The sequence below is a fragment of the Bradyrhizobium viridifuturi genome (assembly GCF_001238275.1).
Taxonomy (GTDB): Bacteria; Pseudomonadota; Alphaproteobacteria; order Rhizobiales; family Xanthobacteraceae; genus Bradyrhizobium; species Bradyrhizobium viridifuturi.
The window spans coordinates 113,500-136,742 of sequence record NZ_LGTB01000023.1; the positions used below are offsets into that span (position 1 = coordinate 113,500).

General features: G+C 65.7%; 19 protein-coding genes and 4 pseudogenes. 19 read left to right on the forward strand and 4 right to left on the reverse strand.

What is annotated here, in order from left to right; genetic code table 11:
• The first annotated feature begins 89 nt into the window (after positions 1–89).
• The 8 genes and pseudogenes from rpiA (at position 90) to ALC15_RS21635 (ending at position 6,815) form a co-directional block, all read left to right on the forward strand.
• On the forward strand, positions 90–788 hold the full coding sequence (gene rpiA, locus ALC15_RS21605) for a ribose-5-phosphate isomerase RpiA (RefSeq protein WP_094194007.1): 699 nt from the start codon (positions 90–92) through the stop codon (positions 786–788).
• A gap of 23 nt (positions 789–811) precedes the next feature.
• Positions 812–1,345, forward strand: a complete 534-nt coding sequence (locus ALC15_RS21610) for a DUF2059 domain-containing protein (protein WP_050628991.1) — start codon at positions 812–814, stop codon at positions 1,343–1,345.
• 76 nt (positions 1,346–1,421) lie between these two features.
• Positions 1,422–2,807 (forward strand): glutathione-disulfide reductase, encoded by a 1,386-nt coding sequence (gor, locus tag ALC15_RS21615; protein ID WP_050628992.1) that lies wholly within the window; start codon positions 1,422–1,424, stop codon positions 2,805–2,807.
• 25 nt (positions 2,808–2,832) lie between these two features.
• A complete protein-coding gene (locus ALC15_RS42050; protein ID WP_094194008.1) occupies positions 2,833–3,117 on the forward strand; it encodes a hypothetical protein in 285 nt (94 codons plus the stop codon).
• Positions 3,030–3,920: an alpha/beta hydrolase family protein gene (locus ALC15_RS21620; RefSeq protein WP_094194009.1), complete on the forward strand. Its 891-nt coding sequence runs from the start codon at positions 3,030–3,032 to the stop codon at positions 3,918–3,920. Before ALC15_RS42050 ends, ALC15_RS21620 begins: the two co-directional genes overlap by 88 nt.
• A gap of 210 nt (positions 3,921–4,130) precedes the next feature.
• Positions 4,131–5,584, forward strand: a pseudogene (locus ALC15_RS21625) (amino acid permease).
• A 613-nt stretch (positions 5,585–6,197) separates the two neighbouring features.
• Positions 6,198–6,386, forward strand: coding sequence for a DUF2934 domain-containing protein (locus ALC15_RS21630; protein WP_050628993.1), 189 nt, complete (start codon positions 6,198–6,200; stop codon positions 6,384–6,386).
• Positions 6,387–6,461: 75 nt separating this feature from the next.
• Positions 6,462–6,815: a cupin domain-containing protein gene (locus tag ALC15_RS21635; RefSeq protein ID WP_050628994.1), complete on the forward strand. Its 354-nt coding sequence runs from the start codon at positions 6,462–6,464 to the stop codon at positions 6,813–6,815.
• 40 nt (positions 6,816–6,855) lie between these two features.
• On the opposite strand, the pseudogene ALC15_RS21640 reads toward ALC15_RS21635, so the two are convergent.
• Positions 6,856–7,781 (reverse strand): annotated as a pseudogene (locus ALC15_RS21640) (alpha/beta hydrolase family protein).
• A gap of 152 nt (positions 7,782–7,933) precedes the next feature.
• Between ALC15_RS21640 and ALC15_RS21645 the strand changes: the two are divergent.
• The 4 genes and pseudogenes from ALC15_RS21645 (at position 7,934) to ALC15_RS21660 (ending at position 12,699) form a co-directional block, all read left to right on the forward strand.
• Positions 7,934–9,320: pseudogene (locus ALC15_RS21645) on the forward strand (class II 3-deoxy-7-phosphoheptulonate synthase).
• A 41-nt stretch (positions 9,321–9,361) separates the two neighbouring features.
• A complete protein-coding gene (locus ALC15_RS21650; protein WP_050628995.1) occupies positions 9,362–9,715 on the forward strand; it encodes a diacylglycerol kinase in 354 nt (117 codons plus the stop codon).
• A gap of 2 nt (positions 9,716–9,717) precedes the next feature.
• Positions 9,718–10,863 (forward strand): NAD(P)/FAD-dependent oxidoreductase, encoded by a 1,146-nt coding sequence (locus ALC15_RS21655; RefSeq protein ID WP_200914683.1) that lies wholly within the window; start codon positions 9,718–9,720, stop codon positions 10,861–10,863.
• Between the two features lie 84 nt (positions 10,864–10,947).
• Entirely contained in the window at positions 10,948–12,699 is a 1,752-nt protein-coding gene (locus ALC15_RS21660) for an NAD+ synthase (protein WP_050628996.1), read from the forward strand.
• A 3-nt stretch (positions 12,700–12,702) separates the two neighbouring features.
• On the opposite strand, the gene ALC15_RS21665 is transcribed toward ALC15_RS21660, so the two are convergent.
• Entirely contained in the window at positions 12,703–13,878 is a 1,176-nt protein-coding gene (locus tag ALC15_RS21665; protein WP_050628997.1) for a DUF2865 domain-containing protein, read from the reverse strand.
• Between the two features lie 143 nt (positions 13,879–14,021).
• A complete protein-coding gene (locus ALC15_RS21670) occupies positions 14,022–14,345 on the reverse strand; it encodes a hypothetical protein (RefSeq protein ID WP_050628998.1) in 324 nt (107 codons plus the stop codon).
• A 294-nt stretch (positions 14,346–14,639) separates the two neighbouring features.
• Here ALC15_RS21670 and cysS point away from each other — a divergent pair, with 294 nt between their 5' ends.
• The 4 genes from cysS (at position 14,640) to ALC15_RS21690 (ending at position 18,628) form a co-directional block, all read left to right on the forward strand.
• On the forward strand, positions 14,640–16,040 hold the full coding sequence (gene cysS, locus ALC15_RS21675) for a cysteine--tRNA ligase (protein WP_050628999.1): 1,401 nt from the start codon (positions 14,640–14,642) through the stop codon (positions 16,038–16,040).
• On the forward strand, positions 16,037–16,543 hold the full coding sequence (locus ALC15_RS21680; protein ID WP_050629000.1) for a GNAT family N-acetyltransferase: 507 nt from the start codon (positions 16,037–16,039) through the stop codon (positions 16,541–16,543). Before cysS ends, ALC15_RS21680 begins: the two co-directional genes overlap by 4 nt.
• Positions 16,540–18,138, forward strand: a complete 1,599-nt coding sequence (cimA, locus tag ALC15_RS21685) for a citramalate synthase (RefSeq protein ID WP_050629001.1) — start codon at positions 16,540–16,542, stop codon at positions 18,136–18,138. Before ALC15_RS21680 ends, cimA begins: the two co-directional genes overlap by 4 nt.
• A 112-nt stretch (positions 18,139–18,250) precedes the next feature.
• Positions 18,251–18,628 carry a VOC family protein gene (locus tag ALC15_RS21690; protein ID WP_050629002.1) on the forward strand — a complete coding sequence of 126 codons (378 nt, stop codon included), beginning with the start codon at positions 18,251–18,253 and terminating at the stop codon, positions 18,626–18,628.
• Positions 18,629–18,631: 3 nt separating this feature from the next.
• On the opposite strand, the gene ALC15_RS21695 is transcribed toward ALC15_RS21690, so the two are convergent.
• Positions 18,632–19,237 (reverse strand): LOG family protein, encoded by a 606-nt coding sequence (locus ALC15_RS21695; RefSeq protein ID WP_050629003.1) that lies wholly within the window; start codon positions 19,235–19,237, stop codon positions 18,632–18,634.
• A gap of 213 nt (positions 19,238–19,450) precedes the next feature.
• Between ALC15_RS21695 and ALC15_RS21700 the strand changes: the two are divergent.
• The 3 genes and pseudogenes from ALC15_RS21700 to pssA all read left to right on the forward strand — a co-directional run bounded on the left by ALC15_RS21700 (position 19,451) and on the right by pssA (position 23,226).
• Positions 19,451–21,437: pseudogene (locus ALC15_RS21700) on the forward strand (ABCB family ABC transporter ATP-binding protein/permease).
• 137 nt (positions 21,438–21,574) lie between these two features.
• Positions 21,575–22,273, forward strand: coding sequence for a phosphatidylserine decarboxylase (locus ALC15_RS21705; protein ID WP_050629004.1), 699 nt, complete (start codon positions 21,575–21,577; stop codon positions 22,271–22,273).
• A 77-nt stretch (positions 22,274–22,350) separates the two neighbouring features.
• Positions 22,351–23,226: a CDP-diacylglycerol--serine O-phosphatidyltransferase gene (gene pssA, locus ALC15_RS21710; protein ID WP_050629005.1), complete on the forward strand. Its 876-nt coding sequence runs from the start codon at positions 22,351–22,353 to the stop codon at positions 23,224–23,226.
• Positions 23,227–23,243 lie beyond the last annotated feature (17 nt).

Here is a 23,243-nt window from a genome sequence, read left to right on the forward strand (position 1 = left end):
CTATTCCTGTCCGTGAATCGAGGCTAGATATGCGCCCGCCGGGCCGCCCGATGGCGCGCCCGTAACGGACAACCGAGGGGCTATCGGCCGTGGACATGAACGCACTGAAACGCCAGGCGGCGGCGCGCGCGCTCGAAGAGGTGCGCGACGGCATGAAACTCGGGCTCGGCACCGGGTCGACCGCCAAGCACTTCGTCGAGCTGCTTGGCGAGAAGGTCCGCTCCGGCATGAAGGTGATCGGCGTGCCGACCTCGGAGGCGACGCGGGCGGACGCGATCCGCTGCGGCGTGCCGCTGACCACGCTGGACGAGATCGACCATCTCGACCTCACCATCGACGGCGCCGACGAGATCGACCCCGCGCTCAATCTGATCAAGGGCGGCGGCGGCGCGCTGCTGCGCGAGAAGATCGTGGCCGCCGCAAGTGATCGCATGATCGTGATCGCCGATGACAGCAAGTGGGTCGACGTGCTCGGCCGCTTCCCGCTGCCGGTCGAGGTGATCCCGTTCGGGCTCGCCGCGACGCAGGCTGCGATGGCGCGGGCGTTCCGTGAGGCCGGCGTGTCCGGCCAAATGATCATCCGCAAGGGCAAGGACGGTCACGTTTTTGTCACCGATGGCGGCCACTGGATCGTCGATGCCCATCTCGGCCGGATCGGCGACCCGCCGCGTCTTGCGGGTCTGCTCAGCGTCATTCCGGGCGTGGTCGAACACGGCCTGTTCATCGGGCTTGGCAGCGTCGCCGTCCTGGCCGGCGCACAGGGAATTCGGGTTGTTGAACGGCGATAGCGCCGCAAGCAAGGAGACTTGGAATGAAGCGTTTTTCGGGACTTTTGTCGGCAGCGGCCCTGGCGGCGGGACTGGCGCTCGCGGCAGCGCCGGCCATGGCGCAGCAGCAATTGCCCCCCATGCCCAAGGTCAAGCAGTCGACGCCCGCGGCGATCGCGGCCGCCAAGGAAATCTTGGCGATGAAGAACGTCGCGGTGATGTATTCCGGCGCCGTTCCGGGAATCATCGAGAAGACCAAGACCGGCCTGCTGCAGCAGTACCTGAACTACCAGAAGGATCTCGACGAGGTCGCGGTGATCGTCGCCAAGCAATTCGCGGGCAGCGAGAAGGAGATCGGCGACGGCATGGCGCAGATCTACGCCGCCGAGTTCACCGAGCAGGAGCTCAAGGACCTCGTGACGTTCTACAAGACGCCGCTCGGTCAGAAGCTTTTGACCGCGGAGCCCACTGCAATCAACGGCTCGCTGCAATATATGCAGCAGTGGGCGCAGCAGTTCGGCGTGATCGTCAACGGCCAGTTCAAGGCCGAGATGAAGAAGCGCGGCAAGGATATCTGATGGGTTTTTGAGCGCTCTGATGCGCTCCGTGTGACCTCGCCCCGCTCGCGGGGCGAGGATGAAAAGAGAGGTACCCATGGCCGAGTTTGACGTCGACCTGTTTGTCATCGGTGGTGGTTCGGGCGGCGTGCGTGCCGCCCGCATCGCTGCCAACTATGGCGCGAAGGTCATGGTTGCCGAAGAATACCGGATGGGCGGTACCTGCGTGATCCGCGGCTGCGTGCCGAAGAAGCTGTTCGTGATCGGCAGCCATGTCCACCAGGAGATCGAGGACGCAGCCGGCTTCGGCTGGAGCATCGGCCAGGTCTCGTTCGACTGGGCGACGCTGGTCGCCAACAAGGACAAGGAGATCGCCCGGCTCGAGGGCGCCTACACCACCAATGTCGAGAAGTCCGGTGCGCGGATCGTCAAGTCCCGCGCAGTGCTGGAGGATGCCCACACGCTCCGCCTCGCCACCGGCGAGAAGGTCACCGCGAAGTACATCCTGATCGCCACCGGCGGCGCGCCCAATCACGGGCCGCATGTCCCCGGCATCGAGCACGTGATCTCCTCCAACGAGGCGTTTCATCTCAAGGAGCTGCCGAAGCGGATCGTGATCCAGGGCGGCGGCTACATCGCGCTGGAATTCGCCGGCATCTTCGCCGGCTACGGCTCCGACGTGACGGTGGTCTATCGCGGCGACAACATCCTGCGCGGCTTCGACGAGGACGTGCGCAAGCATGTCCGCGCCGAGATGGAGAAGCGCGGCATCACCATCATCACCGGCTGCACGGTGACCAAGGTCGACAAGCACGGACGGGACTTCACCGCGCATCTGTCCGGCGGGTCGAGCATTGCCGCCGACCAGGTGATGTTCGCGATCGGCCGCCATCCCAACGTCGCCAATCTCGGGCTGGAGACGGCAGGCGTCGCCATCAATCCCGCCAATGGCGGCATCCAGGTCGATGGCTGGTCGAAGACCTCGGTCGACAATATCTACGCGGTCGGTGACGTCACCCACCGCGCGAATCTGACGCCGGTCGCCATCCGCGAGGGCCATGCCTTCGCCGACACCGTGTTCGGCAAGCGTCCGGTGCAGGTCGACCACGCGACGATCCCGACCGCGGTGTTCTCGCAGCCCGAGGTCGGCACGGTTGGTCTAACGGAAGAAGAGGCGCGGGCGCAGTTCAGCCACGTCGACATCTACAAGACCGATTTCCGCCCGATCAAGGCGACGATGTCCGGCCGCGACACCCGCGTGCTGATGAAGCTCGTGGTCGACGGGTCGAGCGACCGCGTGCTCGGCTGCCACATCGTCGGCGACTGCGCCGCCGAGATCACGCAAGTCGTCGCGATCGCCGTGAAGATGAAGGCGACGAAAGCGGATTTCGATGCCACCATCGCGCTGCATCCGACCGCATCGGAGGAACTGGTGACGATGCGCACGCCCACCGCCCGCCACGTGCGGCAGGCGGCGGAGTAGGACACCCAGACGAGGCATTCTGCCGATGAGGTTTCTGGCGCTGTGGCTGATCCTGCTCGCCGCGCCGGGGCTCGCACGCGCCGATGACACTGCGTTCAAGGTCGGCGTCACGACGCGTGATTTGATTCCGCCCGAGCCTTACGATTGGCGCGGCGCCAAGCTGCACGCGCTCCGCGTCACGATCTGGTACCCGGCCGCAGCCGATGCGCGCGAGCAGCCGCAATGGACCGGGCCGCGCATCGTCCCATTCGTCAGCACCGGCAGCGCCGCGCCCGATGCGGCGCCGGCGGCGGGGCCCGCCGCGGGCTGATCCTGCTGTCCCACGGTTTTGGCGGCTCCGCATCCACTCTCGCCTGGTTCGGCGCAGGGCTTGCGGCGCACGGATTCATCGCCGTTGCGCTCAACCACCCCGGCAACAACGGATCCGAACCTACGACGGTCGAGGGTTACACGTTGACGTGGTTGCGCGCCGTCGATCTCAGCGCGGTGATTGACGCCATGCGTGCCGACAGCACCTTCGGCGACCAGATCGATCCGGCGCGGATCGGCGCCGCCGGTCATTCATACGGCGGCTACACCGCGATCGCCATCGCCGGCGGCATCACCGATCCGGAGCGCACTCCGGCATTCTGCCGCTCGCCCGCCGCCGACGCGCTGTGCACGTCGCAGTCGGGCGCGACAGAGTTGCGCCAGAAGAGCCTGTCGCGCCTGACGACCGACCCCGATTTCCGCCAGCGCTACGGTCTTGCTGGCAGATCCTATCGTGACGAGCGCGTTCGCGCCGTGTTCGCAATGGCGCCGGGCCCCGTGCCGTCCTTCACGCCGGAGAGCCTCGGCGCCATATCGATCCCGCTCGCGATCGTCGCGGGAAGCGCCGACGAGGTCACACCGCCGGCCTCGGGTGCCGAGGCGCTCGGCAAGGCGGTGCCCCATGCCACGCTCAAGCTGTTGCCAGGCGCAGGCCACTTTGTCTTCTTCGGGACCTGTACCCTGGCAGGGCGCCTGGTGATCGGCCGGGCCGTATGCCGCGATCCCGACGGCACCGATCGGGATGAAGTTCATGCAGAGACCTTGAGACTTGCGCTCGATTTCTTCACCGCAAACCTGCGGTGAGTGGGATCACGCGCCATGACGATGCGGATCGTCGTGTCGCAACATCCGGACACATTCGGCTCGCGTCTGGTCTGCGACCGGCGCCGTCACTCCGCGCCAATCAAGCGCCAACCCAGGCCGCCGGGCAGGACAATCGTTCCGATACGCGGAACCCGAAGCGCTCGTTCTGATTGTTACCCAGTACCGGTCACATCGGAAGGAGATGTCGCCATGACTGATCTGGGTTTGATGACGCGCAAGTCGGTCGCCACCATCATCGCGGAGGCGGGCGAGCACACGCTCGGCAAGACGCTCGGGGCGCTGAGCATCACGGCACTCGGGATCGGCTGCATCATCGGTGCGGGCATCTTCGTTCTGACCGGCACCGCGGCGGCGCATTATGCCGGCCCTGCCATCATGCTGTCCTTCGTCGTCGGCGGCATCGCCTGCGCCTTTGTCGGCCTTTGCTACGCCGAGCTCGCGGCGCTGCTGCCGGTCTCCGGCAGCACCTATACCTACACCTACGCGACCCTCGGCGAGCTGTTCGCCTGGATCATCGGCTGGGACCTGATCCTCGAATACGCGATGGGCGCCTCCACCGTCGCGGTCGGCTGGTCCGGCTACATCGCCTCGCTGCTGCGCAATTTCGGCATCAACATTCCCGCGCAATATGCCGCGGCGCCGTGGACCGAGGCCAAGCTGGCCGATGGCTCGACGGTCGCCGGCATCGTCAATCTGCCGGCGGCGTTCATCGTACTGCTGCTGACCGCGATGCTGATCGGTGGAACCAAGGAGTCGGCCCGGCTCAACAACATCATGGTCGGCATCAAGCTCGCCGTTGTGCTCGCCTTCATCCTGTTCGGCGCCGGATACGTGACGCCGGCGAACTGGCATCCCTTCATCCCCGATAACACCGGCACCTTCGGTCAGTTCGGCTGGACCGGCGTGATGCGCGGCGCCTCCGTCGTGTTCTTCGCCTTCATCGGCTTCGACGCGGTGTCGACCGCGGCGCAGGAAGCCAAGCATCCGCAGACCGACATGCCGATCGGTATTCTCGGCTCGCTGCTGATCTGCACGATCCTGTATGTCGCGGTCGCCGGCGTGCTCACCGGCCTCGTGCCCTACACCGAGCTCGCGTCGCCGATCCGATCGCCAAGGGCGTCGATGTCATCGGACAGACCTGGTTCTCGGTGCTGATCAAGATCGGCGCGCTGTCCGGCCTCACCACGGTGATCCTGGTGCTGCTGTATGGCCAGAGCCGGATCTTCTTCCAGATCGCCAAGGACGGCCTGCTGCCAAGGCTGTTCTCCGACGTGCATCCCTCGCTCGGGACGCCCTGGAAGAGCCAGCTCATGATCGGCATCGTGGTCGCCATTGTCGCCGCGCTGACCCCGATCGATATCCTCGGCGAGATGGTCTCTATCGGCACGCTGTTCGCTTTCGTGCTGGTCTGCGGCGCGGTGATCTATCTGCGCAAGAGCGATGCGGAGATCGCGCGCCCGTTCCGCACGCCCGGCGTCCCTGTCGTCCCGGTGCTCGGCATCGCCTTCTCGCTGATGCTGATGGTGTTCCTGCCGCTGGAGACCTGGCTGCGGCTCGTCGTGTGGCTGGTGATCGGCCTCGGGCTCTATTTCGCCTATGGCCGCCGTCACTCGGTGCTGCTCAACGGAACGAGATCTTCCTGACAGCGCAACGCCGCCCGCTTGAAATACTTGCGAGCGGCGCTGTCTCTAGCCCCAGGAGGGTCGTGGCAAAATCCTGATGAGGATTGGTCTGCGTAAAGCCGCAGAGGTTTCATACCTCTGAAGGGGTAGTTTGCCGCTGTAATATCGCGCGTTGCCGGAGCGCGGGCTGCTCGCTGCGGCCGTTCGTTCCGGCGCCGGGGGAATTAGGGCACCCTTGCTGACATGCATATGTGAATGCGGCCGCGCCCATCCGGGCTCAGACTGCGGGCATGTTCAGACCGGATCACATGGACAGTTTGGACTACGGCTTCCTCGGGTTTGCCGGGGCGTCATTCATCGCCCTCATCGTCAGCGTCGCCTGGCTGCTGGTCGCGTGACGCTTTGACCTCATTTGTGAATGACTTGGCCTCAGCCTGTGCCCCCCCTGCTGGGGCCTTTTCTTTGGGCAAGTTCAAAATCAGGTCCGTTTTCCGGCGAATGGCCTGAGCCATGGGCTTGTGCACAGACGCCGCGCGCTGTCGGCAGTGCGCCATCTCGCGCGCCTTGGAACCTTGCGCTATGCTGGCTGTTCCACTCTCAAACAGTTTGATGTCTCAAATTGAGGGAGCCGCCCATGACAGGTCCCACCGAGCAAGAGATTCGGACCCGCGCCTATGAGCTGTGGAAGGACGCCGGCGAGCCGCCAGGCCAGATGGATCAGCTCTGGTACAAGGCCGAACGGGAACTGCTGGAGCGCAAGGCCGCCAACGGCGAAACGCCCTGCGGAATGAACGGCCATCACAAGCCATCCACCTATCAATAGGAGCGCGCCGGCAAAGCGGCGAAGCATCGCAGAGATGATTGCGCTAGTGTGCCTCGACCGAACCCTGAGGCACCAATGAGCGATGCGATTGATCTCGACGAAAAATTATCGACCTTCTCCGATCACTGGTCGCCGCGCACCGTCGCGCAGTTCAACGCGTGCGACGTCATGGTGGTGAAGGTGCAGGGCGAGTTCGTCTGGCACAAGCACGACGACACGGACGATTTCTTCCTAGTGCTGAAAGGCGTGCTCGACATCGAGCTGCGCGACCGCACCGTCACGCTGAGGCAAGGCCAGATGTACATCGTGCCGAAGGGCGTCGAGCATCGCCCCGTCGCGCGGGAGGAGGTGCATCTGCTGCTGATCGAGCCGACCGGGACGCCGAATACGGGGGATGTGGCGACGGCAGCGGCGCGGAAGGTGGTGTGAGACCTTCGGTTCGCAGGGGCGACAGCGGAGCGTGTCGCCCTTACCCCTCCGCCTCGAGCCATTCCGCGGCGCCGCGCCACAGCGCGTCGCGGTGTTCGCTGCGGAAGAAGCCGAAATGGCCGATCTTCGGCACGCCGGCGTCTGCGGGACTGATCACGATGACGTCGGGCGTGATCGACGTGAACGCCGAGCAGAGCAGTTCGACCGCCGGGCGCGTCGCCCAGGTGTCGTCGGTGATGGTGAGCGCGCGGAGCTTGCCCTTGAACTTCGGAAAATTTTCGCGCGCGGCAAGTGCTGGATCGTCGAGCAGGTAGCGCTCGCGCATCACCCAGCTTCGCCATTGCTCGAACACGCCGCCCGGCAGGTCCATGCCGAGGCCGGCCCAGGCGGGCACATAGCCGAGCGTCCGCGCCAGCGGCAGCCCGATGCCGTTCATGAAGGCGACGACGCGGTAGCGCTCGGGCGAGGCCATCAGCTTCCAATGCGCGGCCTGCGAGGCGATTAGCAGCGCGCGCGGAATTTCAGCGTTGTTGGCAAGAAGCCCGAGCGCCTGGCCGCCGAAGGAGTGGCCCACATAGGCAAACGGCAGGTCGCGATAGCGCTCTCGCATCCAGCGTACGGCGGCGGTGGCGTCGAGCGCGGCCCAGTCCGCCATCGTTGCCTTGAAGCCGGCCAGCGACTTCTGCTTGTTCAGGCCGGTCGCCGCCATCGGCCTGGAATCCCCGGTGCCGCGGTAGTCGTAGGTCAGGACCGCCGCGCCGCGGCGGGCGAGGTAGCCGGCAAAGCACGATAGACCTTGCGCGGCACCGCGGTCGCCGAGTTGATCAGGACGGCGTGGCGCTTCCTGCCGCGGGGCAGGAACAGCGTCGCGGCGAGCGGATAGCCGTCCGCGGCCGGCACGACGATGTCGTCGCTAAAAACGTCGTCCAGCGCGGCGGCGGCCACGGCGATTTCCCCGGCATTCATGCTATGCTCTACCAAATGCGAATTCGGATTTGCTTGCAAGAGCTTGACGGAATTGCAGGAATCCTTCTAGCGGGAGACCGGCGCCCTGTGTATAAGCCGGGCTTTCCGTAGGCCCGCGATTAAGTCGCGGTTTTTGCTCAGGAGTTGACCTCATGTCCGAGCGGTGGACACCCGATAGCTGGCGCGCCAAGAAGGTGCTGCAGGTGCCCGATTATCCCGATGCCAAGGCATTGGCCGATGTCGAGGCCCAGCTGGCGACCTTTCCGCCGCTGGTGTTCGCGGGCGAGGCACGCAGCCTGAAGAAGGCGCTGGGGCGGGTGGCCGCGGGTGAGGCCTTCCTGCTGCAGGGCGGCGACTGCGCCGAGAGCTTTGCCGAGCACGGCGCCAACAACATCCGCGACTTCTTCCGCGTACTACTGCAGATGGCCGTGGTCATGACCTATGCCGCGCGCTGCCGGTGGTGAAGGTCGGCCGCATCGCCGGGCAATTCGCAAAACCGCGCTCGTCGCCGACCGAGAAGCAGGGCGACGTCGAGCTGCCGAGCTATCGCGGCGACATCGTCAACGACATCGCCTTCACCGCGGAAGCCCGCACCCCGGATCCGCAGCGCCAGCTGATGGCCTATCGCCAATCCGCGGCGACGCTGAACCTGCTGCGTGCGTTCGCGACCGGCGGCTTCGCCAATCTCGGCAGCGTGCATCAATGGATGCTCGGCTTCCTGAAGGATTCGCCGCAGTCCCGCCGCTACAAGGAACTGGCCGACCGCATCTCGGACGCGCTGAACTTCATGCGCGCCTGCGGCCTCGATCTCGAGAGCCATCCCGAGCTGCGCGCCACCGATTTCTATACCAGCCACGAGGCGCTGCTGCTCGGCTACGAGCAGGCCATGACGCGGGTCGATTCGACTACCGGCGACTGGTATGCGACCTCGGGCCACATGATCTGGATCGGCGACCGCACCCGTCAGCTCGACCACGGCCATGTCGAGTATTTCCGCGGCATCAAGAACCCGATCGGCCTGAAATGCGGCCCGTCGCTGAAGCCGGACGAGCTTTTGAAGCTGATCGACGTCCTCAATCCCGACAACGAGCCGGGACGGCTGACGCTGATCAACCGGTTCGGCGCCGACAAGGTCGGCGATCACCTGCCGGGCCTGATCCGCGCCGTGCAGCGCGAGGGCCGTGTTGTGGTCTGGTCGTGCGATCCGATGCACGGCAACACCATCACCTCGACCTCAGGCTACAAGACGCGGCCGTTCGACCGCGTGCTGGCGGAGGTGAAGTCGTTCTTCGCAATCCATGCCGCCGAGGGCACCCATGCCGGTGGAGTGCATCTGGAGATGACCGGACAGGACGTCACCGAATGCATCGGCGCGCGCGCGCCATCACCGATGAGGACCTCAATGACCGCTATCACACGGTTTGCGATCCCCGTCTCAACGCCGAACAATCGATCGACATGGCCTTCCTGATCGCCGAGCTCTTGAAGCAGGAGCGCGCCGGCAAGGTCAAACCGATGCCGGCCGCTGCGGGATTGTGATCTGGGGCAGTGACGTGGTGCAGTGATTTGGGGGCAGTGACTTGCTGAGGTTCTGGCGAGCCACCATCAACTCGCGCAACGGGCTGGCATTCGCCATCCGCTCGGAGCAGGCGATCCGCGAGGAGGTCGCGGCGCTGGTGCTGTCGGTGCCGCTGGCCTGGCTGGTCGGCGCCACCGTGATGCGCCGGGTCGAGCTGGTCGCGACCGTGGTGCTGGTGCTCGTCATCGAGCTGCTCAATACCGCGATCGAGAAGCTTGCCGACCGCCTGACCATGGATCACGACCCGCAGATCGGGCGGGTCAAGGACATGGGCTCCGCCGCCGTTGGCGTCGCGCTTGTGATGGCCGGGCTGTTCTGGCTGTTCGCTCTCGCCGAGCGCATGGGTGCTTTCTAACTGTGACCGTCGGTAAGCCGATCAAGCTTGCGGTGATCGGACGAGGTCTGATCGGGTCGGCGGCCGCGCGGCATCTGAGCAAGATGGGCCACGAGGTCGCACTGATCGGGCCGGGTGAGCCGGCCGATTTTTCGCGCCATGACGGCGTGTTCGGCAGCCACTATGACGAAGGCCGCATCACGCGGACCTACGATCCGCAAGCGTTCTGGCGGCAGATGAACCGCGCCGCGATCGCGCGCTACGGCGAGATTACTGCGGAAAGCGGTGTCGATTTCTACCGGGAAGCCGGCGCGCTTCACGTCGGCAACAGCGAAACCACCGATGTCGCTTCGGTTGGCCAAGTCTGTGCCGACGAGGCGATCTCCTGTGAATCCTATCAGGACACGGCGCTCGCCGAGCGGTTTCCGTTTCTGAAATCAACCGCGGGCATGCTGGGCTATTTCGAGCCGCGCAATGCCGGCTACATCAGCCCGCGGCGCCTGGTGCGGGCGCAGACGATCGCGGCGGAGCGCGCGGGCGCTCGGATCATCGACGAAGCTGCGCTCGGGATGTCGGAAACCGCTTCCGGTGTGACGATCCGGACGCGATCGGGCAACCTCGAAGCCGAGCGTGTGCTGGTTGCCGCCGGCGGGCATACCCAATCGCTGCTCGGCCGATCGCTGGGTGTTACGGTCTATGCGCGTACCGCGGCGCTGTTCCGGCTCGATCGGGCAGAGGTCGAACGCCTGGCCGGCATGCCGTCGATGCGCTGTCTCGGGCCGAAGGGCGACAACCCCTATATCCTGCCGCCGATCCCGTATCCGGACGGCCAGACCTGGTTGAAGCTCGGCGGCGATCCGGTCGATCGTCCGCTCGGCAGCGAAGCTGACATCAAGGACTGGTTCCGGTCGGGCGGATCAGTCGACGTCGCTGATCGCCTGCAAGCGCAGATCCTCGATCGCATCCGCGGCCTCAAGTTCGAAGAGCGCCGCGTCGTGCCCTGCATGACCAGCTTTGGCGATAGCGGCTTGCCTCTTATCGGGCCGCTGTCCGAGCGGGTCACCGTCGCATTTTGCTGCTACGGCAAGAGCGCAAAATGTTCGGACGAATTGGGCCGGATGGGTGCTTTGGCGCTGCTCGGCGAGGTGAGGGCGGAGCTTGCACCCTGACCAGGGATCCCAGTGCGATTTCTGCAATCGCACCATGACCGGACGGCCATTGAAGTTTGCCCTTGTGCGGGACAACATAAAGCTATGAGCGAACAACAGATCAAGATCACCCTGGCGCAACTCAACCCGACGGTCGGTGACGTCACCGGCAACGCCGCGAAGGCGCGCGCGGCGCGCGAGAAAGCCAAGGCCGACGGCGCCGACCTCGTGGTGTTGTCGGAACTGTTCCTTGCCGGCTATCCGCCGGAGGACCTGGTGCTCAAGCCGGCGTTCCAATCGGCCTGCCGTGCCGCGGTCGAAGAGCTGGCGCGCGAGACCAAGGACGGCGGTCCGGCCATGCTGATCGGCACGCCCTGGGTCGAGGACAGCAAGCTCTACAATGCCTGCGCGCTGCTCGACGGCGGACGCATCGCCGCGCTGCGTTTCAAGGCCAATCTGCCGAATTACGGCGTGTTCGACGAGAAGCGGTTGTTCGCGCGCGGCCCGGCGCCTGGCCCGGTGACGGTGCGCGGCGTGCGCATCGGCGTGCCGATCTGCGAGGACATCTGGCTCGAGGAGTCCGAGGAGTACGAGAACGTCGTCGAATGTCTCGCCGAGACCGGCGCCGAGATCCTGGTGGTGCCGAACGGCTCGCCCTATGCCCGCGACAAGGCCGACCTTCGGCTGTCGATCGTGGTGGCGCGCGTCACCGAGAGCGGGCTGCCGCTGGTCTATTTGAATGAAGTCGGCGGCCAGGACGAATTGATCTTCGACGGCGCCTCGTTCGCGCTGAATGCTGATCTCTCAGTCGCGGCGCAGCTTCCGGCGTTCGAGGAGAACATCACGACGCTGACCTGGCGCAAGACCGCCAACGGCTGGCGCTGCAACGGGCCGAGCACGGCGCAGCTCGAGGGCGACAAGGCGGATTACGCGGCCTGTGTGCTCGGCCTGCGCGACTACGTCCGCAAGAACGGTTTTCCCGGCGTGCTGCTCGGCGTCTCCGGCGGCATCGACTCGGCGCTGTGCGCGGCGATCGCAGTCGACGCGCTCGGCGCCGACAAGGTGCGCGGCGTGATGCTGCCGTTCCGCTACACCGCGCAGGTGTCGCTCGACGATGCCGCCAAGCTCGCCGCCGCGCTCGGCATCCGCTACGAGATCCTGCCGATTGCCGACGCCGTGAACGGGTTCGAGAAGATCCTGGCGCCGGTGTTTGCTGGCATGGAGCGCGACATCACCGAGGAGAATCTGCAGGCGCGCGCCCGTGGCACGCTGTTGATGGCGATCTCCAACAAGACCGGCGCCATGGTGGTGACGACCGGCAACAAGTCGGAAATGTCGGTCGGCTACGCCACGCTGTACGGCGACATGAATGGCGGCTTCAACCCGATCAAGGACATCTACAAGACCGAGGTGTTCCGCCTGTCCAGCCTGCGCAATGCCTGGAAGCCGGACGGCGCGCTCGGCCCGTCGGGCGAGGTGATCCCGGTCAACATCATCATCCGGCCGCCGACCGCGGAGTTGCGCGAGAACCAGACCGACCAGGATTCGCTGCCGCCTTATGATGTGCTGGACGCGATCCTGGAGCGGCTCGTCGAGCGCGAGGAGCCGCTTGCGACCATCATCGAAGCCGGCTTCGACCGCGACGTGGTGACCCGCGTCGACCGCCTGCTCAACATCGCCGAATACAAGCGGCGGCAGGCCGCACCCGGGGTGAAGGTGACGCGGAAGAACTTTGGCCGCGACCGCCGCTATCCCATCACCAACCGCTTCCGCGATTTCGGCAAGGCTTTGCCGGAGCCGGACGAGAAGCTGGTGACGCGCACTTCGCGCGCGTCGGCTGAGGCGTTTGAGGGCTAAACCCTACTGCTTCTTCTGCTGGATGAACGTCGGGCCGACCGTGCGGATCTGGCCGTCGCTCGTGGGCGCGGCCGGGGCCGGCGCAGTGGCGTCAGCGGCAGCTGGCTGCTGAGCGGCGGCTGCCGGCGCACCCTTCTTGCCGGCGGCAGCCTTGGTCTGCGCGCGCTGCTGCATCTTCCGCGCGCTCTCCTCGGTGACGATGATGTCGCCCTGCTGCGCAGCGGCCGACTGGTCGTCGACCGCCTTCAACGCTTCGGCCCAGCTCTGGCCGGCCGCCCTGCACGAGCAGGACGGGTTGAACTCGGTTCGGTACTTGAAGGCGTTCGGTAGCGATGAGTAAGACTGGCCGCTGATCGAGACCGCCTGGTTGATGTCTTCGCCGGGATTACGGTAGGCGAACAGGCTGGCCTCCGCGGCCGGGCACTGCGCCTTGCAGACCTGCTCGTCAGCGGCAAAGCGCGCCTGCGTGGTTGCGAACGAGATCGGGAAATAGGCGCCGTCACAGGTGCGGACGCAGACGGTGCGGAAGGTGCCGGACTGCCCGGCATATTGCGCGTCGGGTGGGGGCAGCGGATTGCCGGGATTGCCGCCACCGCCGCCGCCGAACAGGTTCTCGATGAAATTGCCGGGGCCACGCGCGGCGGCCGCGGCGTATTGCGGGCCGCAATTGTTCTGCGCCAACGCGGTCAGGACCGAGCGGCGCTGGTTCTCGCGGTCGGCGCCGCCGAGGCCGCCGGTGCGCAGCCGCTCGAGATTGGCGGTCATCTGGTCGAGATTGGCGCGCATCTGCTGGATCTGGTTGTTGACCGGTCCGCACTGCGCCGAGTTGTTATTGAAGAGCGAGAAGAACCCGGAGCTGTCGCAGCCCATGCGGCGGGCCTGCGCGGTCACGCGATCGAGCTCGCCCTGCTGCCGCGTCGCCGCGTCCTGATAGCGGCGGATCTGCTCGTCCTTGGCCGGGTCGCCGCTGCCGCCGCCACGATCGATCGCCGCCAGCTGGCCCTCGAGCCGCACGCACATCGGATTGGCCTGCGGATTGGGCTGGGCGCCCTGGGGCGCCGGGCCGGGCGGGCCCGGCGGCACCTGCGCCAGCACATCAGTGGCGGGCAGGGCGATGCCGGCCAGCACGGCGCAAGTCAAAAACCAGCGGGGGAAGCGAGATCGGGAGCTATTGGGCATATCCGGCCATTAAAACGACGCCGCGCGGCGAGCAACGCCAAAGCGCGCGGGCAAGGCCGCTGCAATAGCCTTTTCTCGGGGCAGCGTCACGTCGTTTCCGGGGCGCCGGTGTGGCAATAACCCCGTTTATCCAGCGGCTTGGCTCAACGCTGGCAGGTGATGGCGACGTATTCGCCGCAGCTATTCCCGGTGCATTTCTGGTTCGCGGCGTGCGGAACTGCGCCGGTGATCTCGTCGGGATCGACGCGACGGTAATTGGTGGCCTGCGCAAAATCGCGTGACCGGCAATAGGCGCGGGCAGCGGACGCGCCGCAGCGGTCACCACGGGCGAGGCACTCGTCGATGCCGTAGCCGTCGGCTTCGTTGGCGATGATGAAAACCCGGCTGTCGGCCAGCGCGGCCGAGGAGACAAGGGCGGACGGGACAAGGAAAAGCGTGCAGACAATCAATGCTGAAATGGGCCGCATGGTGCACCAGTGAAATGGCGGGGAATCCGCAAGCCACCGGATACGCCCAAATGCTTAATAATGATTAACCATGAGGGCGTTGGCGTGATTTCGCTCCGCGGCGCGGCGCAAAACGCCCGAAAACAGCCCCTTGACGCGATAAGGGGGTCATGAGACATGGTGGAACCATGAACGGCCACCTCGCCATCTGCAGCATTTGCCGCGAGATTATGAGCTAGCGATTCGCTGGCTGAGGCCGTCTTTTCTCAATCGCCTGAGAATCACTGGACGCCCGGCCGCAAGGGATGGGTACCCATGGATTTGCGCCTCTACGATACGTTGACCCGGGAGAAGCGGCCGTTCGTGCCGCTCGATGCCAACAACGTCCGCATGTATGCTTGCGGACCGACGGTCTACGACTTCGCCCATATCGGCAACGGCCGCGCGGCCATCGTCTTCGACGTGCTGTTCCGCGTGCTGCGCCATCGCTACGGCGCCGGCCACGTGACCTATGTCCGCAACATCACCGACGTCGACGACAAGATCAACGTCCGCGCCGCGCGGGACTATCCCGGCATGCCGCTGAACGAGGCGATCCGCAAGGTCACCGAGCTGACCTATCAGCAGTACCAGGACGACGTCACCGCGCTGGGCTGCTTGCCGCCGACCGTACAGCCGCGCGCGACCGAGCACATCCCGGAGATGCGCGCGATCATCGAGAAGCTGGTTGCCGGCGGTTTTGCCTATGTCGCCGAGGATCACGTGCTGTTCTCGCCGCAGGCGATGAACGCGGCCAATTCGGTGCTGCCACGCTATGGTTCGCTGTCGAAGCGCTCGCTCGACGAGATGATCGCGGGCGCACGCGTCGACGTCGCGCCCTACAAGCACGACAACACCGACTTCGTGCTGTGGAAGCCGTCGAAGCCGGGCGAACCGTCCTGGCCGTCGCCGGCAGGCATCGCGGTCGAGGGCCGGCCCGGTTGGCACATCGAGTGCTCGGCGATGGCCTGGAAGCATCTCGGCGAGAAGTTCGACATCCATGGCGGAGGCATCGATCTGGTGTTCCCGCACCATGAGAACGAGCTCGCGCAGACCTGCTGCGCGTTCCACACCGACCGCATGGCCAATGTCTGGATGCACAATGGCTTCCTGCAGATCGAAAGCGAGAAGATGTCGAAGTCGCTCGGCAACTTCTTCACGATCCGTGACCTGCTGGCTGACTGGCCGGGCGAGGTGCTGCGGCTCAGCATGCTGAGAACGCACTACCGTTCGCCGCTCGACTGGACGTTGAAGAGTGCGGAAGAAGCCGCCAGGACGCTCGACGATTGGTATGCGGTCGCGGCCGACGCCGAGTCCAGCGCGCCGTCGCCGGCGATGGTCGAGGCGCTCTACGACGACCTCAACACGGCGCAGGCGATGGCCGTGCTGCATAGCCTGCGGAATGCTGCCGCGAGCAGCGAGACCAGCCGCAAGGAGTTCGCCGGTTCATTGCGGCTGCTCGGCTTCCTGTCGGAGAGCGCGGCGGCGTGGAAGGGCCGCAAGGAGCAGGCGAGCGGCGTCGACGCCGCCGCGGTCGAGGCATTGATCGCCGAGCGCACCGCGGCGCGTGCGCGCAAGGACTTCAAGGAGTCCGACCGGATCCGCGATCAGCTCGCCGCGATGGGCGTGGTGATCAAGGACTCCAAGGAAGGCACCACCTGGGAGGTCGCGCGATGAGCCGTTCCGCACCCGCATTGCGTCCGTATCTGCCTGACGATGCGCCGCTGCTGGCGGCGATCTTCGCGGCATCGATCATGGATCTGACCGGCGACGACTACAGCGAGGCGCAGCAGGAAGCCTGGGCGATGGCCGCCGACGATGAGGCGGCGTTTGGCAAGAAGCTCGCCGGCCAACTGACGCTGATCGCGACCTTGCAGGGCGCGCCGGTCGGCTTCGCATCGCTCAGGGGCGCCGACTATATCGACATGCTCTACGTGCATCCGAGTGCGGTCGGGCAGGGTGCGGGCAGCGCGCTCTGCGATGCGCTGGAGAAGATCGCGAGCGCCCGCGGCACCAAGACGCTGAAGGTCGATGTCAGCGACACCGCGCTCGAGTTCTTCCGCAAGCGGGGCTATGTCGCGCAGCAGCGCAATTCGGTGACTATCGGCGACGAATGGCTCGCCAACACCACGATGCAGAAGACGCTCGACGGCGTTGCTGCGCCCGGAGGCCACGCATGAGCCGCGAGCGTCTCTATCTGTTCGACACCACGCTGCGCGACGGCGCGCAGACCAACGGCGTCGACTTCACGCTGCAGGACAAGCAGGTGATCGCGGGCATGCTCGACCAGCTCGGCATCGACTATGTCGAGGGCGGCTATCCCGGCGCCAATCCGACCGATACCGAATTCTTCAGCAAAAAGCCTGACTTCGACCACGCGCGCTTCACGGCGTTCGGCATGACACGGCGGCCTGGCCGCTCAGCCTCGAACGATCCCGGGCTCGCCGGCATCCTCGAGGCCAAGGCGGACGCGATCTGCTTCGTCGCCAAGTCGTCGGCCTATCAGGTCCGGGTCGCGCTCGAGACCACCAACGAGGAGAACCTCGCCTCGATCCGCGACAGCGTCGCTGCCGCGAAGGCGCTCGGCCGCGAAGTGATGGTCGACTGCGAGCATTTCTTCGACGGCTACAAGGAGGACCGCGACTACGCGCTGGCCTGTGCGAAGGCGGCCTATCAGGCCGGCGCGCGCTGGGTGGTGCTGTGCGACACCAATGGCGGCACCATGCCGCATGAGATCGAGACCATCGTCGCCGATGTCGTCACGCAGGTGCCCGGCGCCCATGTCGGCATTCATGCCCATAACGACACCGAGCAGGCGGTCGCCAATTCGCTCGCAGCGGTGCGCGCCGGCGCGCGGCAGATCCAGGGCACGCTCAACGGCCTCGGCGAGCGCTGCGGCAACGCCAATCTCTGCTCGCTGATCCCGACCCTGAAGCTGAAGCAGGAGTTCTCCGACAAGTTCGAGATCGGGGTCACCACCGAGAAGTTGGCGACGCTGATGAAGGTGTCGCGCACGCTCGACGACATGCTGAACCGTGCGCCCAACCGTCATGCGGCTTACGTCGGCGAGAGCGCCTTCGTGACCAAGACCGGCATCCATGCCTCTGCTGTCATGAAGGATCCGCAGACTTATGAGCATGTGCTGCCGGAGACCGTCGGCAACCATCGCAAGGTGCTGGTCTCGGATCAGGCCGGCCGTTCCAACGTGATGGCCGAGCTCGACCGCGCCGGCATCGTCTACGACAAGGGCGACCCGCGGCTGACGCGGCTGGTCGAGGAGTTGAAGGAGCGCGAGGCCGCGGGCTTCGCCTATGAATCCGCCAATGCCTCGTTCGACCTGCTGGCGCGCCGCACGCTCGGCAAGGTGCCGCAATATTTCACCGTCGAGCAGTTCGACGTCAATGTCGAGCAGCGCTACAACGCCAACGGCCAGCGCGTCACCGTGGCGCTCGCGGTGGTCAAGGTCGACGTCGACGGCGAGCGACTGATCTCGGCCGCCGAAGGCAACGGTCCGGTCAACGCGCTCGACGTGGCGCTGCGCAAGGACCTCGGCAAGTACCAGAAATACATCGATGGCTTGAAGCTGATCGACTACCGCGTGCGTATCCTCAATGGCGGCACCGAGGCGGTGACGCGGGTTCTGATCGAGAGCGAAGACGAGACCGGCGAGAGCTGGACCACGGTCGGCGTCTCGCCCAATATCATCGACGCCTCGTTCCAGGCGCTGATGGATTCGGTGTTCTACAAGCTGGTGAAGTCGGGCGCGCAGGCGTGAAAGGCTAGGCTGTCATTCCGGGGCGCGTCGAAGACGCGAACCCGGAATCTCGAGATCCGGGTTCGATGCTTCGCGTCGCCCCCGAATGACGGATGGAAGGAGAGCGTCAATCATGATCGACCACGTCTCCGTCGGCGTCCGCGATCTCGAGCGCGCGGCGCGGTTCTATGAGCCGACGCTGGCCGCGCTCGGCCTCAACCGTCTCGTCACGCGGCCGGCGACCATCGGCTTCGGCAAGGCCTACCCTGAATTCTGGATCAACCTGCGCGCCGCGATGGCGCACGTCGCGCATGAGAGCGGCACCCATATCTGCCTGCGCGCGAAGAGCACGACTGAGGTCGATGCGTTCCATGCCGCCGCGCTGGCTTCCGGCGGCCTGTCCGACGGCCCGCCCGGCCTGCGGCCGCACGACCGCGTGCGCTACTACGCCGCCTTCGTCCTCGACCCCGACGGCAACCGCATCGAGGCCGTGACGTTTCCGAGCCAGTAGGGGCTACAGGCGCCGCGCGACTTCAGGCGCGAGCTCCTTCGCGGCGGCCGGCTTGCCGGCCACCGCCGAACGCAGCCGCGGCAGGATGTCGTCGACGCGGTCGGCCATCAGGACGTTGATCGGCAGCGTCGGGCGGATGAACTCGGTCATGCGCATGTGGTTCAGCAGCGAGAGCAGGGGCTCCCAGAAGTTGTCGATGTTGGCGAGCAGGATCGGCTTGGAGTGGCGGCCGAGCTGCTGCCAGGTCAGTTGCTCGACCAGTTCCTCCAGGGTACCGATGCCGCCGGGCAGCGCGACGAACGCGTCCGAGCGCTCGAACATCAGGCGCTTGCGCTCGTGCATGTCGGGCGTGACGATCATCTCCTGGACCGAGGTCAGCGCATTCTCGCGCGCCCGCAGGAATTCCGGGATGATGCCGGTCACGGAGCCGCCATGATCGAGCGTGGATTTGGCGACCGCGCCCATCAGGCCGATCGAGCCGCCGCCATAGACCAGGCGTACGTTGTTTTCAGCAAAGGCCTTGCCGAGCGCGACGGCAGCTTCAACGAAGCGGGGATTGTTACCGGGGCCGGAGCCGCAATAAACACAGACGGTCTTGATTTCGTTCATACGTTCCTTGTGGCACTGCAGCGTAAACAGGGTCAAGACTCCCATGTGGGGATTGAAAGCCAAAAAATCCCGTAAATTCCCGCGAATCGCGAACAATTTTCGTCATAAGCCTGTACGCCGCGTCCAAACGATCTATATGACGGGCACAATGGCAAATCGTGGAAAAGATGTGGCAGCGGACCGCCGCGCCATGACGGCGAGGACGGGCTCCTGATGGTGCCGCCGCAACAGAGGATCACCGCTGCCGCGGAGCCCACGGCCACCACGCCGGCCGCCGAGAGGGGCACGCTGCTCGGTACCCTGGTTCATCTCTGGCCTTACATCTGGCCGGGCGATCGCGCCGATCTGAAGATGCGCGTGATCTGGTCGGTGGTACTGCTGCTGTTCGCCAAGCTGGCGACGCTGTCGGTGCCATTCACCTTCAAATGGGCGATCGACGCGCTGAACGGCGCGGGCTCGGCACCGGTCGAGCCATCGAACTGGGTGCTTTGGCTGATCGCCTCGCCGGTGCTGATGACGATCAGCTATGGCGCGGTCCGCATCATCATGGCGGTGCTCACCCAGTGGCGCGACGGTATCTTCGCCCGCGTCGCGATGCATGCGGTGCGGCGGCTCGCCTACATCACCTTCGTCCACATGCACGAGCTGTCGCTGCGCTTCCATCTGGAGCGCAAGACCGGCGGCCTGACCCGCGTGCTGGAGCGCGGCCGCTCCGGCATCGAGACCATCGTGCGGATGGTGATCCTGCAGCTGATCCCGACCATCGTCGAGGTCGCGCTGCTGGCGGCGGTGCTGTTGTGGCAGTTCGACTGGCGCTACGTGGTCGCCGTGCTGATCACGGTCGTGGTGTTCATGTACTACACCTACATCGCGACCGAGTGGCGGATCGAGATCCGTCGCAAGATGAACGATTCCGACACCGAGGCGAACACCAAGGCGATCGACTCGCTGCTCAACTACGAGACGGTGAAATATTTCGGCGCCGAAGAGCGCGAGGCGAGGCGCTACGACCGCTCGATGGAGCGCTACGAGCAGGCCAGCGTGAAGACCTACACCTCGCTCGCCGTGCTCAACACCGGGCAGGCGATCATCTTTACCGCCGGCCTGACCGCGACCATGCTGATGTGCGCGTTCGGCATCCGCAACGGCACCCATACCGTCGGCGATTTCGTGCTGATCAATTCGATGATGATCCAGCTCTACCAGCCGCTGAACTTCATGGGCATGGTCTATCGTGAGATCAAGCAGGCGATCATCGACATCGAGAAGATGTTCGACGTGCTGGCGCGCGATCCCGAGGTGAAGGACATGCCGGGCGCAAAGCCGCTCGCAGTGTCCGCCGGCAGCGTGCGCTTCGAGGATGTCCGCTTCGCCTACGAGCCGGACCGGTCGATCCTCAAGGGCCTGAGCTTCGAGGTGCCGGCCGGCAAGACGGTTGCGATCGTCGGTCCCTCGGGCGCCGGCAAGTCGACGATCTCGCGGCTCCTGTTCCGGCTCTATGACGTCTCGAGCGGCCGCATCCTGATCGACGGCCAGGACATCAAGACCGTGACGCAGGCCTCGTTGCGCTCGGCGATCGGCATGGTGCCGCAGGATACCGTGCTGTTCAACGACACCATCCGCTACAACATCCGCTACGGCCGCTGGGATGCCGGTGACGACGAGGTCGAGGAGGCGGCGCGGCTCGCGCAGATCGACGGCTTCATCCGGATGTCGCCGCAGGGCTACGAGACCCAGGTCGGCGAACGCGGCCTGAAACTCTCCGGCGGCGAGAAGCAGCGCGTCGCGATCGCGCGCACCGTGCTGAAGGCGCCGCCGATCCTGGTGCTGGACGAGGCGACCTCCGCGCTCGACAGTCACACCGAGGCCGAGATCCAAGGCGCGCTGGAGCGGGTCTCGCGCAACCGCACCTCGCTGGTGATCGCGCACCGGCTGTCGACCATCGTCGGCGCGAGAGATCATCGTGCTGGACCAGGGCCGGATCGCCGAGCGCGGCACTCACGCGCGGCTTTTGGCCGCCGACGGGCTCTATGCCAGCATGTGGAACCGGCAGCGCGAGGCCGAGGAGGCCCGCGAGCGGCTCGCCCAGGTCGATGACGACGGCACCGCGCCGAATCGCCTGCCGCCGGCGGTCACTGAATCCTCACAGGATTCCAGCCCCGTTGCGGGTGAGAAGCCCTTGCCGACCGCCGCGGAATAGTCGATTAGGGCATGATCCGGAAAAGCGCGAAGCGGTTTTCCGAAAAGGATCATGCCGAAGACAACCGACCAAAGCGCGATGATCGCGCTTTAAGGCCTCTCCCGCCAACCGGGGCGGGGAAACCCAAGCGAGCTCTGATGTCGATCGCCAATTCCATCCGCGCGCAGATCCCGCCGATCCATCCGGAGGGCTATCCCTTCATCGGCGGGTTCGCTCTGGCGAGCCTGATCCTGTTCTGGATCTGGACCCCGCTGGGGTGGATCGGGACGCTGCTGACGGTCTGGTGCGCATTGTTCTTCCGCGACCCGGTGCGGGTGACGCCGCTGCGTGACGGCATCGTGGTGTCGCCGGCAGATGGCCGCGTCTCCATGGTGGTGCAGGCGTTGCCGCCGGCCGAACTCGGCCTCGGCGACAAGCCGCTGCCGCGGGTCTCGGTGTTCATGAGCGTGTTCAACTGCCATGTGAATCGCAGCCCGGTGGTCGGCCGCATCGACCGCATCGCCTACCGGCCCGGCGCGTTCATCAATGCCGAGCTCGACAAGGCGAGCGAGGACAATGAGCGCAATTCGCTGGTCATCTCGACCGCCAACGGCCGCATCGGCGTGGTCCAGATCGCGGGTCTCGTGGCGCGGCGCATCGTCTGCTTCGTCAAGGAAGGCCAGTCGATCGGCGCCGGCGAGCGCTTCGGCCTGATCCGGTTCGGCTCGCGGCTCGATGTCTACCTGCCCGAGGGCACCAAGGCGCTGGTCTCCGAAGGCCAGACCGCGGTGGCCGGCGAGACGATTTTGGCGGATTTCCGCAACGCCGATCCGGGCCGCACCTACCGCGCCGATTAACTCTGTTTTGGCAGGCTGATCAGTCGGTTCCCGCGCCAATGGCGGAGCGGGGCCATGCTTGCTATATTTATCGGACCATGACGCCATTCGATAACAATTCCAGCGAGCTTCGCCGCCGCCGGTTCCGCCCGATCCCGGTGCGGATGCTGGTGCCGAACATGATCACGCTGCTGGCGATCTGCGCCGGCCTCACCGCGATCCGGCTATCGACGGAAGGGCGGATGGAGCTTGCGGTCGCCGCCATCGTGTTCGCCGCGATCCTCGACGGCATCGACGGCCGCGTCGCGCGCATGATCAAGGGCCAGTCGAAATTCGGCGCCGAGCTCGACAGCCTCGCCGACTTCGTCAATTTCGGCGTCGCACCTGGCCTGATCCTGTATTTCTGGCAGCTGCATGAATTGAACAATGGCGGCTGGATCGCCGCGATGGTGTTTGCGATCTCCGGCGGCCTGCGCCTGGCGCGCTTCAATGCCTCGATAGACGACCCGAACAAGCCGGCCTTCGCCGCCAATTATTTCACCGGCGTGCCGGCGCCGGCCGGTGCGATCACCGTGCTGCTGCCGATCTATCTCGCCTTCCTCGGCGTGCCGATGCCGCCGGCGACGCTGACGGCGTTCTACACGCTGCTGATCGCTTTCCTGATGGTGTCGCGGCTGCCGGTGTTCTCCGGCAAGACCGTGAAGATGCGCGTGCCGCCGGAGATGGTGCTGCCGGTGTTCGTGTCGGTGGTGTTCTTCGTCGCGCTGCTGATCGGGTATCCTTGGCACATCCTGTCGGCGGGCTCGGTGGCCTATCTGATCAGCCTGCCCTGGGGCTGGAAGTCCTATCGCGACCAGGAGCGCCAACTTGCGGCGCAGACGCAGGCGGCGAGTGCGCCGGCACCGGCCGCCACGCCCTACACGGCACCGGTCGCGGATACGGACCACGACGACCGTCCGTCGCATCTGCATTAAGGCCACTGTATAATCCG

Bases quoted from the DNA above. Each gene is read 5' to 3' on its own strand.
- ALC15_RS21610 (WP_050628991.1), top strand. From the start codon at position 812: ATGAAGCGTTTTTCGGGACTTTTGTCGGCAGCGGCCCTGGCGGCGGGA.
- gor (WP_050628992.1), top strand. From the start codon at position 1,422: ATGGCCGAGTTTGACGTCGACCTGTTTGTCATCGGTGGTGGTTCGGGC.
- ALC15_RS42050 (WP_094194008.1), top strand. From the start codon at position 2,833: ATGAGGTTTCTGGCGCTGTGGCTGATCCTGCTCGCCGCGCCGGGGCTC.
- ALC15_RS21620 (WP_094194009.1), top strand. From the start codon at position 3,030: ATGGACCGGGCCGCGCATCGTCCCATTCGTCAGCACCGGCAGCGCCGC.
- ALC15_RS21630 (WP_050628993.1), top strand. From the start codon at position 6,198: ATGACAGGTCCCACCGAGCAAGAGATTCGGACCCGCGCCTATGAGCTG.
- ALC15_RS21635 (WP_050628994.1), top strand. From the start codon at position 6,462: ATGAGCGATGCGATTGATCTCGACGAAAAATTATCGACCTTCTCCGAT.
- ALC15_RS21660 (WP_050628996.1), top strand. From the start codon at position 10,948: ATGAGCGAACAACAGATCAAGATCACCCTGGCGCAACTCAACCCGACG.
- ALC15_RS21665 (WP_050628997.1), bottom strand. From the start codon at position 13,878: ATGCCCAATAGCTCCCGATCTCGCTTCCCCCGCTGGTTTTTGACTTGC.
- ALC15_RS21670 (WP_050628998.1), bottom strand. From the start codon at position 14,345: ATGCGGCCCATTTCAGCATTGATTGTCTGCACGCTTTTCCTTGTCCCG.
- cysS (WP_050628999.1), top strand. From the start codon at position 14,640: ATGGATTTGCGCCTCTACGATACGTTGACCCGGGAGAAGCGGCCGTTC.
- ALC15_RS21680 (WP_050629000.1), top strand. From the start codon at position 16,037: ATGAGCCGTTCCGCACCCGCATTGCGTCCGTATCTGCCTGACGATGCG.
- cimA (WP_050629001.1), top strand. From the start codon at position 16,540: ATGAGCCGCGAGCGTCTCTATCTGTTCGACACCACGCTGCGCGACGGC.
- ALC15_RS21690 (WP_050629002.1), top strand. From the start codon at position 18,251: ATGATCGACCACGTCTCCGTCGGCGTCCGCGATCTCGAGCGCGCGGCG.
- ALC15_RS21695 (WP_050629003.1), bottom strand. From the start codon at position 19,237: ATGAACGAAATCAAGACCGTCTGTGTTTATTGCGGCTCCGGCCCCGGT.
- ALC15_RS21705 (WP_050629004.1), top strand. From the start codon at position 21,575: ATGTCGATCGCCAATTCCATCCGCGCGCAGATCCCGCCGATCCATCCG.
- pssA (WP_050629005.1), top strand. From the start codon at position 22,351: ATGACGCCATTCGATAACAATTCCAGCGAGCTTCGCCGCCGCCGGTTC.